This is a genomic window from Serratia sp. 2723 (assembly GCF_050434425.1).
GTDB lineage: Bacteria > Pseudomonadota > Gammaproteobacteria > Enterobacterales > Enterobacteriaceae > Chania.
This window is the reverse complement of record NZ_JBNDIN010000001.1, coordinates 371,801-386,909: the sequence shown is the minus strand read 5'-3', so window position 1 is coordinate 386,909 and position 15,109 is coordinate 371,801. Positions and strand designations below refer to the sequence as shown.

Below are 15,109 nucleotides of genomic sequence, written 5' to 3'. Positions count from 1 at the left end.
CATTGAAAAAAAGACGCTGGCGTGAAGGCCAGCGTCATTAAAAGCGGTATTAAAGCATGGATTTGCCGTAATCCATCGGCGACACGCCAAAGTAGCTGGCAACGGTCTGGCCAATATCGGCGAAGGTTTCGCGATGCCCCAGCGAGCCTGGTTTGACTTTCGGGCCATAGACCAGGACCGGGATATGCTCGCGGGTGTGGTCGGTGCCAGGCCAGGTCGGGTCGCAACCGTGGTCAGCGGTGAAGATGATGATGTCATCCCCTTTCACCAACTTCAGCAGCTCTGGCAGGCGGCGGTCAAACAGCTCCAGCGCGGCAGCATAGCCAGACACGTCACGGCGGTGGCCGTAGGAAGAGTCGAAATCAACAAAGTTGGTGAACACGATAGTGTTGTCACCGGCTTTTTCCATCTCGACCAACGTCGCGTCGAACAGAGCGTCGATCCCGGTAGCTTTCACCTTCTTGGTGATCCCTACGTTGGCATAGATATCGGCAATTTTACCGATGGAAACCACTGCGCCACCCTTCTCATCTACCAGCTTTTTCAGCACGGTTGGAGCCGGGGGTTCCACAGCCAGATCGTGACGGTTACCGGTACGCTGGAACTCACCTGGCTTATTCCCCAGGAACGGACGGGCAATCACACGGCCGATGTTGTAGCCACCTTCGGTCAACTCTTCACGAGCGATCTCACACAGTTCGTACAGACGATCCAGGCCAAAAGTCTCTTCATGACAGGCAATCTGGAACACCGAGTCCGCAGAGGTGTAGAAAATCGGCTTGCCGGTTTTCATGTGCTCTTCACCCAGTTGATCCAGGATCACGGTACCGGATGAATGGCAGTTACCGAGGTAGCCCGGCAGGTTGGCACGTGCCACCAGCTTATCCAGCAGTTCCTGCGGGAAGCTGTTGTGTTCGTCCGAGAAGTAGCCCCAGTCGAACAATACTGGCACACCGGCAATTTCCCAGTGGCCTGATGGCGTATCTTTACCGGAGGAAAGCTCGCTGGCATGGCCGTAAGCACCGATGATTTCAGCGTTTTTATCCAGCCCTTCCGGGAACTTGCCGGTCGATTCTTCCGCCGCTTTACCCAGGCCCAAACGGCTCAGGTTTGGCAGGGTCAGCGGGCCGCTACGGCCAACGTTGGCTTCGCCACGCGCACAGGCAGCAGCAATATGGCCAAGCGTATCGGAGCCTTCATCGCCAAAGCTTTTGGCATCTTCACTCGCACCAATGCCGAATGAATCTAATACCATAATAAATGTACGTTTCATCATACTCTCCTGCGTATTCACGCTGAGGGCGACAGCGGAAAGGCCGCTGCCGCTCCTGAATCTTTAGACAGAGTTTATTCCGTAATGCGTTTGTATACCACCGGCGTAGCTTCTGGTGCTTTGTCGCCCAGAACCATCGCACTACGTACCGCATCTGCCGCCTGCTGCCAGCTCTCTTCGTCGTTGGCATGGACCACCGCCAATGGACGCTGGTTATCGACAGTGTCGCCCAGACGAGCCATATCGGTCAGGCCCACGCTGTAGTCGATGCTGTCGGTCGCGCGACGGCGGCCACCGCCCAGTGACACCACCGCCATACCCAGTGCACGGGTATCCATCGCGGTAATGATACCTGGTTTCTCGGCATAAACCGGCTTGGTTAACGTCACGGCTGGCAGATAGCTGTCGTAACGCTCGATAAAATCGGTTGGGCCTTTCTGCGCCGCCACCATGCGGCCAAAGATTTCCGCCGCTTTGCCGTTATCCAGCACCGCCTGCAGTTTGGCGCGCGCATCGGCATCGTCGGTGGCCAGGCCGCCGGACAGCAGCATTTCCACGCTCAACGCCATGGTCACTTCCAGCAGGCGTGGATTGCGATATTCCCCGGTCAGGAAGCGTACCGCTTCGCGCACTTCGACCGCATTACCTGCGCTGGAAGCCAGCACCTGGTTCATATCGGTCAGCAGCGCGGTAGTCTTGCAACCGGCACCGTTGGCCACGCCCACAATCGCCTGCGCCAGATCGGCAGACAACTGGTAAGTCGGCATAAAGGCACCGCTCCCCACTTTAACATCCATGACCAGAGCATCCAGCCCTTCGGCCAGTTTCTTCGCCAGAATAGAACCGGTGATCAGCGGAATGGAGTCGACGGTGGCAGTGATATCGCGCGTCGCGTAGAAACGCTTGTCTGCCGGAGCCAGTGAGCTGGTCTGGCCGATAATCGCCACGCCAACTTCCTTGATGATCTTACGGAACGCGTTGTCATCAGGGAAAATATCAAAACCCGGGATCGCTTCCAGCTTGTCCAGCGTACCGCCGGTGTGGCCCAGGCCACGGCCTGAAATCATCGGCACGTAGCCGCCACAGGCTGCCACCATCGGGCCAAGCATCAGCGAAGTCACGTCGCCCACGCCACCGGTGGAGTGTTTATCCACAATAGGACCGTTCAGCGACAGGCTTTTCCAGTCCAGCACCGTGCCAGAATCACGCATTGCCATGGTCAGCGCCACGCGCTCTGGCATGGTCATGTCGTGGAAATAGATGGTCATCGCCAGCGCGGCAATCTGCCCTTCTGACACCACGTTGTCGCGGATACCATTAATGAAGAAGCGGATCTCGGCTTCGCTCAACGGTTGCCCGTCACGTTTTTTACGGATTATTTCTTGTGCCAAGAACAAAGTAGCCCCCTGTTTTAGCTAAATAGAGTCATTCGATACGCCTGCGCGCTGCATTAACGGGGCCGCTTGGCGGCCCCAACGCAACAAGACGTGAGAGAAAATCAGTAACCGTTGCCAGCGGCTTGGGTGCTATGCCCCAGCGTGGTCAGCAGGCTGGCTAACAGGCTCGACGCGCCAAAGCGGAAGTGGCGCGCATCCGCCCAGCCTTCCCCCAGCAGACGTTCGGCAAGTTGCAGATACTGTTGAGCATCTTCTGCGGTACGCACGCCACCGGCTGGCTTGAAGCCAACGGTTTTGCCTACGCCCATATCACGGATCACGGTCATCATCAGCTCAGCGCTTTCCAGCGTGGCGTTGACCGGCACCTTACCGGTAGAGGTCTTGATAAAATCAGCCCCGGCCTTGATGGAGATCTCGGACGCTTTACGGATCAGTTCCGCCTGCTTGAGTTCACCGGTTTCGATGATCACTTTCAGCAGCACGTTGGCATCGGCACAAGCCTGTTTACACTGTTTGACCATCTCAAAGCCCACGCTTTCGTTACCGGCCATCAGGGCACGGTAAGGGAAAACCACGTCAACTTCATCGGCACCGTAGGCAATGGCCGCACGGGTTTCCGCCAAGGCGATGTCGATATCATCATTGCCATGCGGGAAGTTGGTGACGGTGGCGATACGGATATCTGGCGTCCCCTGCTCACGCAGCGTTTTGCGGGCAATCGGGATAAAGCGCGGATAGATACAGATGGCGGCAGTATGGCCTGCCGGGCTGTTCGCCTGACGACACAACGCGATCACCTTCTCGTCGGTATCGTCTTCGTTCAGCGTGGTTAAATCCATCAGGTTCAGCGCGCGTTGCGCTGCTGCGGTTAATTCGGTCATAAAACTCTCCAACTGAGCATTCTGATGTTGGCGAGCGGACTTGGTTCCTTGAAGATAGCGCGCGGGATAGTCTTCCCACGCCAGCAACAGAGATCCCTCTCACCGCACATAGCCCTTCGATTTCGAATAGCCAGCAATCGCCATTTGAACACGATCACTCTGGCATATTTGTGTTCTGATTCACACGACACAAGATAGCACTGTAACAGGACTGAATTATATGTGAAGATCATCACAAAATAACGCGATATTGTTCACAAATTCACTAAAGAGACGGTGGTCACCAGGCGAATGCCCGTTTTGCAGGCAATCAGGCCCCTTCAGGAGCCTGATTGTTGATGTCAAGTATAGCTTACAACGCCAGGAAGAATCCGGCGATGGTGGCACTCATCAGGTTGGATAAAGTACCGGCTGCCACCGCTTTCAAACCAAAGCGGGCAATGTCGTGACGACGGCCTGGAGCAATGCTGCCCAGCCCGCCCAACAGGATCGCCACGGAAGACAGGTTGGCAAATCCGCACAGCGCAAAGGAGATGATCGCCTTGGTATGCTGTGACAACACCTGTAGCCCCTCAGCGGCCACTACATCATCCGGGCGCAGGTAGGCACCAAAGTTCATGTAGGCCACGAATTCGTTAACGATCACCTTCTGGCCGATAAATGAACCGGCCACCATCGCTTCACTCCAAGGCACCCCAATCAGGAAGGCGATAGGTGAGAACACCCAGCCCAGGATCAGTTCCAGTGACAGCTGCGGGAAATCGAACCAGCCACCAATACCGCCAAGAATACCGTTAAGTAGCGCGATCAGCGCGATAAACGCCAGCAGCATCGCCCCCACGTTCAACGCCAACTGCATACCGGATGCCGCACCCGAGGCGGCAGCATCGATGACGTTGGCCGGGCGGTCGTCTTCGGCGATCAGCTTCATCGCATCGGCTCGGTCTTGGGTATTTTCGGTTTCCGGCACCATCAGTTTGGCAAACAGCAGCCCACCCGGTGCGGCCATAAAGGAAGCGGCGATCAGATATTCCAACGGCACCCCCATCTGGGCATAGCCCGCCAGCACGGAACCGGCTACCGAAGCCAGGCCACCGCACATCACGGCAAACAGTTCCGACTGGGTCATGGTGGCGATATATGGGCGTACCACCAGCGGCGCTTCGGTCTGGCCTACAAAAATATTGGCCGTGGCTGACAGCGATTCGGTCCGCGAGGTACCTAACAGTTTCTGCAAACCACCGCCGAGGAGCTTGATCACCACCTGCATGATGCCCAGGTAATAGAGCACCGCAATCAGCGAGGAGAAGAACACAATCACCGGTAACACGCGCAGTGCGAACACAAAGCCGCCACCGCCGAACACTTCAAACATTTTGTCGGAAACCAGGCCACCGAAGATGAAAGATATACCCTCGTTACCGTAAGCGATGACGTTCGCCACCCCTTCCGACATGCCACCAAGAATACGACGCCCGACCGGGACATAGAGTACCAGCGCGCCAATACCAATCTGGATGATAAACGCGCCGAGCACGGTACGCAGTTTAATAGCGCGCCGGTTGCTGGAAAGCAGCACCGCAATGGCGAGCAAGACCACCATACCGACCAGGCTCATGAAGAGTTGCATACGAATATGTCCCTGTTGCGAAGAAGAAATGCCCTGGCCCACTGGATGAAAAGGGTTGCCCAAGGCGATAATGGGACGCAATTATACTGAGCGAGGCGGGATGAGACTCGTTTCATGTCACAAATATATACAAGTGGAAGCAACTGAAAATTCGACAATGTGACAAAAATCACATTTAAAGTTAGACGTGTGGCCTCAATGCAAACAGGGATTGGCTATTTTGTTGTAGCTGTTCGGCAATGTCGTCAGCAGATTCAGACCGCAGTTGGCAAAGCACCTGAAACACCTCCGCAGCCCGTTCTGGCCGGTTCGGCTGCCCTTGATAACCCGCCAACGGCATGTCCGGCGCATCGGTTTCCAGCAACAGCGAGGTCAACGGCAACTGCGCCATCACCTGGCGGGTCTTCTGCGCCCGCTCGTAGCTGATCGTCCCGCCAACGCCAATGTAATAACCCAGGCGAATAAATGCCTGCGCCTGAGCCAGACTGCCAGCAAAGCCATGCACCACGCCGCGGCGCGGCACCTCAGTACGGCGCAATGCGGCAGCTAGCTGATCGTGGCTACGGCGGGAATGCAGGATCACCGGCAGATCATGCTGCCTTGCCAGCTTCAGCTGTGCCTTGAGCAACGCCTGTTGGCGTTCGAACTGCGGCTCGGCCATATACAGATCCAACCCAATCTCCCCTACAGCCACCAGCTTACGCGGCTTGCTTGCCAGGAAACCGGCCAGTTGATCAAGCTGCTCATCATGGTGCCGGGCGATATACAGCGGGTGTAACCCCAGCGCGGCAAACAGCGGGGTATGTTCACGCGCCAGTTTGAGAATACGCACAAAGCGATCGGCCGTGACCGCTGGCACAATAATTTGCTGCACCCCGGCTTGAGCGGCCAGCGCCAGGCTTATCTGTTCATCCCCGCTAAAAGGCGGGAAATCAAAGTGGCAATGGGTATCAATCAAGGCGTAACTCACAGCACTTCTCCGTCACCGGGAAAGAGCTCACCTGGCAGGATGATTTTTGGTGTAGCGTCTGGCTGCTCGGCATGGCCTTGCGGGTTAAACACATCGGTAATGATCGGCGAAGGCATCCGCACATTTTCCGGCTGGATCAGACGACGCGAAAGTGATTTTTTGACCTTCATGCCATCCATCTTTTCCTGCTCCAGCAGCCAGTGGCCCACCGTCGCCAGAAAATAGCGACCACAACGGCGGCCCAGATGATAATCGCGATTCAACGCGGGCAAACGGCTGCCGAGCGCATTGCTCGCCAGCGGCTTAGGCGGGAATATCTCGAAGATACGCAGTTTGCCGGGCGGCTTTTCAATAAATTGCTGGATGCGCAAATAGCTCTGCTCATGATGCTGCAACACCCGCACCATTTGCTGCAGGCTGCTCTCGCCCAGCCATTGCTCCATGCGTTTCATCCACTTCGGCGTGTAAACCATCTGTGACGGCACGGTGCGGATCACCACGATGGTATCCGCCCCACGGCGATAAGCCTCTTCCACCGGGATGGCATCACTGATCCCGCCGTCCTGATAGCTGATGCCGTCCAGCTCGACGCCCATGCGGTAAAATCCGGGGATAGCGCTGGAGGCCTTGATAGCCGGCAACCAGCTATCCCGTACCGCAGGGAGATAAACCGGCGTAAAGTCATCACTGCGGCAGGCACACATCAGAAGCTCACGGCCATTGCCCAACTGCTGCTCCGCCACGTCAAACGCCAGCGGCAGTTGTTGCGAGGTGGTGTCCAACAACCAATCGAGATCGATAAGATGACCACCACGCACAAAGCGCAGCGGGTTGAAAAAATTGGCAGAGGTGGTGTAGCGGGTGATCACCCGCCGCGCGTAGCCCATCTGGCCACAAATAAATGCCGAGAGGTTCTGCGCACCGGCAGAGGTGCCGATCATCAGATCAAAAGGGTTAAAGCGGGCACGCAGGAATTCATCCAGTACGCCGGCGGTAAAGATACCGCGCTGTCCGCCCCCCTCACACACCAGCGCCATTTTGCCGGGCCGGTATGGTTTATACGCCAGGGGTTCAATATTACCGAGCGTGATAGGTATTCTATATCCCAAACCCGTATCCTCAATGTGATCGTTCTCCCGAGGATACCTCTTCTCGCTCTCTTCCGTAATCTTCTTGTAGTACGCCAGAGAGGCAGTCATTGCTCCCTGCCAGCCACAGACCATCATTGCCGGAAAACTCCGCCCATGCCTGCCAAACCTGGCCTTTCAGCTGTTTCCAGCGGCCAACAATGATGTCGCTGTTCATGACCTGCCTCCTGGCATTGAGGAAAGGAATTAAGCTTTGTTACAGTTTAGAGAGACGCTAAGGGCGCCGACGGCCAGTAAACAGGCTGACCAGGAACAGGATGATCCCTACCACAAACACCACTTTGGCCGCCCAGGCAGCAGTACCTGCCAACGAACCAAAACCCAATGCTGCGGCGATCAATGCAATAACTAAAAATATAATGCCCCATCGAAACATAAGCCTCTCCTTACCATGCTGATAAAAAATTTCGCGTTTGGCTCGCCCCTGCTGGGTGCGGCTTAAAACCGCGGATTATTCTATTTCTGGTAGTGCATCCCAGGCGTTAGCCTGGGAGTTATCGCTTACTGTTACTGACGATTAAGGTTTTACTGCCAGATCGTTCTTGACGCTTTTCACGCCACCAATGGCTTTGGCAATACTTTCTGCACGGTCAGACTGCGCCTGGGTTTTCACCTCACCGGAAAGCTGCACCACACCATCGGTGGTTTCTACTTTCACGTTGCGTGAAGGCACGATGTCATCGGCCAGCAGTTTAGCTTTCAGTTCGCTGGTGGTGGCGGTGTCACCCGCATAAGATTTCACCGACTGGGTCGCTTCATCTTTCACGTGCAGCTTATCGCTAACGGATTTGACCCCTTCCACCCGACCGGCAACGCCAACCGCTTGCTCGGCCTGAGCCTGAGTGGCGACAAAGCCGCTCAACGTCACCACACCTTTTTCGGTTTTCACCGAGATGTCGGTACTTTTGATGGCTTTCTCGTCAACCAACGCAGTTTTAACTTTAGCCGTTATGCCGCTGTCATCCATATAGCTGTCGACTTTTTTCATGGAGCTATCGATTTTGGCACCAGTACTATCAACTACGCCGGATGCTTTGTTCATCAAGGTCTCTTCAGCCAGGGCCGAACCACTAACCAGTACCGAACCCAAAACGACTGCCATCAGCGAATGTGCAAACTTGGTATTTTTCATCGATCTCTTCCTTCTTGTTGTAGAACCCCAAACGGCTGTGGGCTCTGGTGCCGCCAGAGTGCGGCTAACTCAAATGAATACTTCACGATCTCTATACAATCAACGTTCACGACCGGACTATTGCTTTACGGTTAACGCTACGATTAACACTGTAGCAATGCCCGTGCCAAGTTAAAAACGCCGTTAAAAATCAACAACAACAAAACAAATGAGCAACAATTGAGCGTAAAACCGTCGCCTATTGGAGACATATGGCAGTTGATTTGGGATCCCCATCACTATCTTATTGATATTGCTAAGATAGGACTGTCTCCGATCGGCAACACCACCGAATAACTCTCTAAAATATGTGGATACGATAGTATTTTACGCTCAGATGTCGCTATTCACCCTGACAAATATAGACCATCAGCGAAAACTTGCCGCCAGATCGCGGAAAATCTTGTTCGCTTTAGACGAAAGGATTAATGAGAAGAGTTTAATAATTAGCAGGATGGGGCTGAAGAAGGAAAACACAGGGCGCTTAGAAGCGCCCTGTTGACGAGATTAATGCTCGCGAGTTTTGCGGAACACCACTTCTGGGTAGCGTTCCTGCGTCAGGTTGAGGTTAACCATGGTTGGTGCGATATACGACAGGTTGTTGCCGCCGTCCAGCGCCAGGTTCAGCTCGTTCTTACGCTTGAACTCTTCGAATTTCTTCACGTCGTCGCACTCTACCCAACGGGCGGTGGAGACGTTCACCGATTCATACAGCGCTTCCACGTTGTATTCGCTCTTCAGACGGGCAACCACCACGTCGAACTGCAGCACGCCCACCGCACCAACGATCAGATCGTTGTTGGCGATTGGGCGGAATACTTGCACCGCCCCCTCTTCCGAGAGCTGGACCAACCCCTTCAGCAGCTGTTTCTGTTTCAGCGGATCGCGCAGGCGGATACGGCGGAACAGCTCTGGCGCAAAGTTCGGAATACCAGTGAACTTCATATCCTCACCCTGGGTGAAGGTATCGCCGATCTGAATGGTACCGTGGTTATGCAAGCCAATGATGTCACCTGGGTAGGCTTCTTCAACGTGCGAGCGGTCACCGGCCATAAAGGTCAGCGCATCGGAGATCACCACGTCTTTGCCGGTACGAACCTGGCGCAGTTTCATGCCTTTCTCATAGCGGCCAGACACCACGCGCATAAACGCCACACGGTCGCGGTGTTTAGGATCCATATTCGCCTGGATCTTGAACACAAAGCCGGCGAATTTCTCTTCGGCGGCGACCACTTCACGGGTATCGGTTTTCCGCGGCATTGGCGCAGGCGCCCAGGCCACCAGCCCATCAAGCATATGATCAACACCGAAGTTGCCCAAAGCGGTACCGAAGAACACCGGGGTCAGTTCGCCTGCCAGGAAGGCTTCCTGCTCAAACTCATGGGAAGCCCCTTGCACCAGTTCCAGTTCATCACGCAGCTGGGCGGCCAGATCTTCGCCTACGGCAGCATCAAGCTCCGGGTTGTTCAACCCTTTCACGATGCGCACTTCCTGAATGGTGTGACCTTTACCGGTCTGGTACAGATAGGTTTCATCTTTATAGAGATGGTAAACCCCTTTGAACAGCTTGCCGCAGCCGATCGGCCAGGTGATCGGCGAGCAGGCGATTTTCAGTTCGCGCTCAACTTCGTCCATCACTTCCATCGGATCGCGGATGTCACGGTCAAGTTTGTTCATGAAAGTCAGGATCGGCGTATCACGCAGGCGGGTAACTTCCATCAGCTTACGGGTACGATCTTCAACGCCTTTTGCGGCGTCGATCACCATCAGGCAGCAGTCCACCGCCGTCAGGGTACGATAAGTATCTTCGGAGAAGTCTTCGTGCCCCGGGGTATCGAGCAGGTTAACCAGGCAGTCGCGGTACGGGAACTGCATCACCGAGGTGGTGATCGAGATACCACGTTGCTTTTCCATCTCCATCCAGTCGGATTTGGCGTGCTGGCTGGAGCCACGGCCCTTTACCGTACCGGCGGTCTGGATAGCGTGTCCGAATAACAGCACCTTCTCGGTGATGGTGGTTTTACCCGCATCGGGGTGCGAGATAATGGCGAAAGTTCTTCTTTTCGCAACTTCGCGGGCGAATTCACTAGGAGACATGTTTTTCACGTTTCTATGGTTAGTCCGCCCTGCTCATCATCACAACGCGCCGATCGCGGCGCCAGGCAAAGCGGTAATAAAAAGATAGTAGCCGAGTATTTTCGCTGATTTACCAACCGGTGACAATCAATGGTTTCTTCGGCATAAGATAATGGCAAGCCAAACCGGCTGCACAAAGGGAGGACTATAAGTCGCTACCCCAGCGGCAGCGCCATCACGATCGCGTCTTCACGGCCACTGGCTGCGGGGTAATAGTTGCGGCGCACCGTGACTTCATTGAAGCCAAGGTCTTCGTAGAGAGCTATCGCACCGCTATTTGAGGCACGAACTTCCAACCATAGCGTAACAACGCCGCGCGTTTCCAACTGTTCAATCACTGCGGTCAGCAGCGTGCGGCCAAAGCCCCGGCGCTGCCAGCCTGGATGGATGGCGATATTAAACAGCGTGGCTTCGTCCAGCACGATCTGGGTAATGGCAAAGCCCGCCATCTGCCCTTCGGTTTCCAGTTTCAGGTTAAGGTAACGTTCGCCCTGATTGCTGGCTAGCGTCGCCTCCGTCCAGGGAAACGCATGGCTGGCTTGTTCAATCTTGAAGGCTGTGGCCAGATCGGCCGCTGTCAGGGTAGAAATGCTGTTCATGATGACAAATCTGCTGCCAGAGTGCGCGTTTCGCACCCGCATCTTGAGAAAGCTCGGCCAGCGCCGGGCTATGTAGCTGCGCGCCGGCCACCGCTAGCGGCTCCGTGACGCCCAACCGCCAACTGTTGCACTCGGTATCTTGCGGCAGCATCGCTACCTGATCCGGTGTCAGGCCATAGGTTTGTGCCGCCGTCAGCCCCAGGCTGCGCAGCACGTCACAAAACAGCGGGTCGTGCTGGTCTGGCAATGCCTGCGCCACCACCAGCAGGCGCACGTTCGGGGGCACGCTTACCGCCACCTCCCCCTGCAACACTCCAGGGCGGCGTAATGTCCACTGCGTAATCCCCAGCTGTTGTAACAACCAGTCGCGTTTTGATGCCATGCCGATCCCCGTGTGTGACGCACCCTACCTGCCTTATGCCGCGCTATGCTAGCAAACCCACAGGCCCTGCGCCAATAAACCCGTCGAACATCTGGCCACAAAGCTCTATAATCCCCGGCTAAATCTTGAGGAGCCGAAAACTGATGTCTGCATTAACCCCCGCCAGTGAAGTCATGCTGCGCCACAGTGATGAATTTATGGAACGCCGCGTGCTGTTTGCCGGCGATCTGCAGGATACCCTGCCGGCCCAATTCGAGGCCGTGGATGTGCGTGTCCACACCCAGCAATACCATCACTGGCAGTTACTGAACCGGACGATGGGAGAGCATGCACAGTTCGGCCTGACGGTCGATCCTGCCTTCGTCGCAGAGTGCGATACGCTGGTGTATTACTGGCCAAAGAGCAAGCAGGAAGCGCAGTTCCAACTGTGCAATATCCTGGCCCTGTTGCCGGTTGGTGCAGAAATTTTTGTCGTCGGTGAAAACCGCAGTGGCGTACGCAGCGCGGAACAAACGCTGGAAGGCCATGCCACGCTTGCCAAGATCGACAGCGCTCGCCGCTGTGGGTTGTATCATAGCCGCATCGATGTGCAGACCCAGTTTGATCTGGCCGACTGGTGGGAAAGCTATCAGTTGCACGATCTGGAAGTGAAGACGCTACCAGGCGTGTTCAGCCGTGACGGCCTGGACGTTGGCAGTTCACTGCTGCTCTCCACGCTGGAAAAACACATGAAAGGCAAAGTGCTGGACGTGGGTTGTGGCGCTGGCGTAATGGCTTCGGTGCTGTCTAAACTGTCGCCGAAAATGAAGCTGACCCTCAGCGACGTCAACGCCGCAGCCGTAGAATCCAGCCGGGCGACATTGGCTGCCAACGGTATTGAAGGGGAAGTGATCGTCAGTAACGTCTACTCTGACATTACCGGCCGCTTTGACCTGATCATCTCCAACCCACCGTTCCATGACGGCCTGGCCACCAGCCTGACCGCGGCAGAAACGCTGATCCGCGGAGCGTTAAAACACCTGCCAATCGGTGGCCAACTGCGCATCGTCGCCAACGCCTTCCTGCCTTACCCGGACATTCTGGATGCCACCTTCGGCAGCCATGAAGTGTTGGCACAGAACGGTCGCTTCAAGGTGTACAAAGCCACCGTGGCACGCCAGCCACGCGATGCGAAGAAGAAAAGGTAACAAGCCCCTCACCCTAACCCTCTCCCACAGGGAGAGGGGATCGATCGTGCCACCATTTGACTACAGCACCCTACCTATAAATTCAGCCATGCGACTGAATAACTTCTGTACCTGACCACAGCTCCGTACCCGCCCCCTCTCCCCCGCACAAGTGTTCCTGACGCCTCCGATTTGTTCATCGGGAGAGGGTTGGGGTGAGGGGCGCTCTCTCGCCTTGACTCCCCCCAGGGTATGTCGTCAGCCGTTAATCAACTCCATACCTACCGGCGTATAACGTGCACCTGCCACGCCTGCCAGTGGGAATACCGCCTCGATAGCCGCCAGTTCCTGCTCGCTTAACGTGATCTCCGCTGCCGCCACGTTCTCTTCCAGATAGCGCCGACGTTTGGTGCCAGGGATTGGGACAATATGTTCCCCCTGCGCCATCACCCAGGCCAACGCCAGTTGCGACGGGGAAACGCCTTTCTGCCTGGCCAGTTCGCTCACCTTGGCCACCAGCTCCAGATTGCGAGCGAAGTTTTCCCCCTGAAAACGCGGATTGTCGCGGCGGAAATCATCTGCCGCCAGATCGTCTATCCGCTGGAATGCCCCGGTCAGGAAGCCGCGCCCTAACGGGCTATAGGCCACAAAACCAATGCCCAGACGTTGGCAGGCGGCAAGCTGCCCCTGCTCGACATCTCTGCTCCACAGGGAATATTCGGTCTGCAAAGCGGTTATCGGATGGACTTTTTGCGCCCGCTCCAAAGTGGCAACGGAGGCTTCGCTAAGCCCGATATGGCGGATCTTGCCCTCTTTAATCAGCTCTGCCAGAGTGCCAACCACCTCTTCGATCGGCACCGTCGGATCGACCCGATGCTGGTAGTAAAGATCGATGGTTTCTACCCCCAGCCGCTGCAAACTGCCTTCTACCGAGCGACGGATATAGTCCGGTTTACTGCTCACGCCCCGCGCCATGGGATCGGCAGGATCGCGCACAATACCAAACTTGGTGGCCAGGAATACCTGGTCGCGTTTGCCTTTGATCGCCTTGCCTACCAGCTGTTCATTGGTATGCGGGCCGTACATATCTGCGGTATCCAGCATAGTCACCCCCAACTCCAGCGCACGATGTAACGTGGCGATCGCTTCTTGCTCATCATAACCGGTGGAGTAGAAATCGCTCATCCCCATGCAACCTAAACCCAGGGCAGAGACAAGGGGGCCATTAGTTCCTAATTTGCGCTGTTGCATTGTGTGCTCCTTATTGAACATGGATGTCGAAACAAAGTCTGGTTGTTTATGCCACAAAGATAAATAATGCAGATTGCACATCACTATTCATAAATCACCAACAATGTAGGTGGCAAGATGGATCAGGTTCAGGCTATGCGCATCTTTACCCGGATCGTGGAACTAGGCAGCTTCAGCCGCGCAGCCGAACGGTTGCAACTGCCGCGTGCCACGGTTAGCAACGTGCTCAAACGCCTGGAGCAGAGGCTTGGCGTCAGATTATTGGTGCGCACCACACGCCAGGTGCAGGTCACCGCCGAAGGGACACTGTACTACCAACGTTGTCTGCACCTGCTGGACGCCCTGGAAGAAGCGGATACCCTGTTCAGCCACCACAAGCTGCGACCCACTGGCAAGGTGCGGATCGATATGCCCCATTCGCTGGCGCGGGAAATCGTCATCCCGGCGCTGGATGAGTTCTATCAGCGCTATCCAGAGATAGAAATTGCGCTGGGGGCCAACGACACCCATGTCGATCTGCTGCGCGAAGGGGTGGACTGTGTGCTGCGGGCTTTGGGAACCGCAGACGATACGCTGGTTGGCCGACGGATTGCCCAACTGCCGCAGCTCACCTGCGCCTCTCCCGGTTATCTACGGGCGTTTGGCACTCCACAGTCGATTGATGAGTTGCAACATCATCGGGTGGTGGGCTATTTCTCATTGGTGAGTAACCGCAACTACCCGCTAGAATTTTACCGCGATGGCCACCTTGAGTTACGCGAATTGCCAAGTAGATTGAGCGTTAGCGGGGCCGATGCCTATACCAGTGCCTGCCGGGCCGGATTGGGGCTGATCCAGGCAGCGCGTTATATCATCTCCCCCTGGCTGCAAAGTGGCGAACTGGTGGAAGTGCTGGCCGATACGCCTCCCCCGCCGATGCCGATCTACATCATGTATCCACCAGGCCGTTTCCTCGCGCCGCGAGTCAGGGTATTGATTGATTGGCTGATTACGTTGTTTGAAGGCCATAAAAACCGCTGATATGCCGTTTTTTACAGCAAACGCCTCCAATCCAGGAAATAACTATTGACGTACCCGCCAAAATCTCTAGAATTCGCCTCCGTGG

General features: G+C 55.7%; 14 protein-coding genes and 1 pseudogene. 2 read left to right on the top strand and 13 right to left on the bottom strand.

Annotated features, from left to right (window positions below):
- Positions 1-49: 49 nt before the first annotated feature.
- The 12 genes and pseudogenes from deoB to ABIE29_RS01815 all read right to left on the bottom strand — a co-directional run bounded on the left by deoB (position 50) and on the right by ABIE29_RS01815 (position 11,587).
- Positions 50-1,273 carry a phosphopentomutase gene (deoB, locus tag ABIE29_RS01870; protein WP_429616729.1) on the bottom strand — a complete coding sequence of 408 codons (1,224 nt, stop codon included), beginning with the start codon at positions 1,271-1,273 and terminating at the stop codon, positions 50-52.
- A gap of 74 nt (positions 1,274-1,347) precedes the next feature.
- Positions 1,348-2,670: a thymidine phosphorylase gene (gene deoA, locus ABIE29_RS01865; protein WP_429616580.1), complete on the bottom strand. Its 1,323-nt coding sequence runs from the start codon at positions 2,668-2,670 to the stop codon at positions 1,348-1,350.
- A 101-nt stretch (positions 2,671-2,771) separates the two neighbouring features.
- Complete coding sequence (gene deoC, locus ABIE29_RS01860; RefSeq protein ID WP_429616579.1) at positions 2,772-3,551, bottom strand: deoxyribose-phosphate aldolase; 780 nt, start codon at positions 3,549-3,551, stop codon at positions 2,772-2,774.
- A 352-nt stretch (positions 3,552-3,903) separates the two neighbouring features.
- On the bottom strand, positions 3,904-5,181 hold the full coding sequence (locus ABIE29_RS01855; RefSeq protein WP_429616578.1) for a NupC/NupG family nucleoside CNT transporter: 1,278 nt from the start codon (positions 5,179-5,181) through the stop codon (positions 3,904-3,906).
- Between the two features lie 181 nt (positions 5,182-5,362).
- The gene (locus ABIE29_RS01850) at positions 5,363-6,151 is read right to left on the bottom strand and encodes a TatD family hydrolase (protein WP_429616577.1); all 789 of its coding nucleotides are present in this window, start codon (positions 6,149-6,151) and stop codon (positions 5,363-5,365) included.
- Positions 6,152-6,344: 193 nt separating this feature from the next.
- A pseudogene (locus ABIE29_RS01845) lies at positions 6,345-7,260 on the bottom strand (patatin-like phospholipase family protein); the annotation flags it as partial.
- A 10-nt stretch (positions 7,261-7,270) separates the two neighbouring features.
- Positions 7,271-7,456 carry a CsbD family protein gene (locus ABIE29_RS01840; RefSeq protein ID WP_429616576.1) on the bottom strand — a complete coding sequence of 62 codons (186 nt, stop codon included), beginning with the start codon at positions 7,454-7,456 and terminating at the stop codon, positions 7,271-7,273.
- A gap of 57 nt (positions 7,457-7,513) precedes the next feature.
- The gene (locus ABIE29_RS01835; protein WP_004933089.1) at positions 7,514-7,675 is read right to left on the bottom strand and encodes a DUF1328 domain-containing protein; all 162 of its coding nucleotides are present in this window, start codon (positions 7,673-7,675) and stop codon (positions 7,514-7,516) included.
- 141 nt (positions 7,676-7,816) lie between these two features.
- Positions 7,817-8,431, bottom strand: a complete 615-nt coding sequence (gene osmY, locus ABIE29_RS01830) for a molecular chaperone OsmY (protein ID WP_429616575.1) — start codon at positions 8,429-8,431, stop codon at positions 7,817-7,819.
- A 546-nt stretch (positions 8,432-8,977) separates the two neighbouring features.
- The gene (gene prfC / locus ABIE29_RS01825) at positions 8,978-10,567 is read right to left on the bottom strand and encodes a peptide chain release factor 3 (protein WP_429616574.1); all 1,590 of its coding nucleotides are present in this window, start codon (positions 10,565-10,567) and stop codon (positions 8,978-8,980) included.
- 194 nt (positions 10,568-10,761) lie between these two features.
- A complete protein-coding gene (rimI, locus tag ABIE29_RS01820) occupies positions 10,762-11,205 on the bottom strand; it encodes a ribosomal protein S18-alanine N-acetyltransferase (RefSeq protein WP_429616573.1) in 444 nt (147 codons plus the stop codon).
- A complete protein-coding gene (locus ABIE29_RS01815; RefSeq protein ID WP_429616572.1) occupies positions 11,150-11,587 on the bottom strand; it encodes a DNA polymerase III subunit psi in 438 nt (145 codons plus the stop codon). The genes rimI and ABIE29_RS01815 overlap by 56 nt, the downstream gene beginning before the upstream one ends.
- A gap of 143 nt (positions 11,588-11,730) precedes the next feature.
- Between ABIE29_RS01815 and rsmC the strand changes: the two genes are divergently transcribed.
- Entirely contained in the window at positions 11,731-12,774 is a 1,044-nt protein-coding gene (gene rsmC, locus ABIE29_RS01810; protein WP_429616571.1) for a 16S rRNA (guanine(1207)-N(2))-methyltransferase RsmC, read from the top strand.
- A 237-nt stretch (positions 12,775-13,011) separates the two neighbouring features.
- Here rsmC and ABIE29_RS01805 read toward each other — a convergent pair whose 3' ends face one another.
- Entirely contained in the window at positions 13,012-14,004 is a 993-nt protein-coding gene (locus ABIE29_RS01805; protein ID WP_429616570.1) for an aldo/keto reductase, read from the bottom strand.
- 117 nt (positions 14,005-14,121) lie between these two features.
- Between ABIE29_RS01805 and ABIE29_RS01800 the strand changes: the two genes are divergently transcribed.
- Positions 14,122-15,024, top strand: coding sequence for a LysR family transcriptional regulator (locus tag ABIE29_RS01800; RefSeq protein ID WP_429616569.1), 903 nt, complete (start codon positions 14,122-14,124; stop codon positions 15,022-15,024).
- The last annotated feature ends 85 nt before the right edge of the window (positions 15,025-15,109 follow it).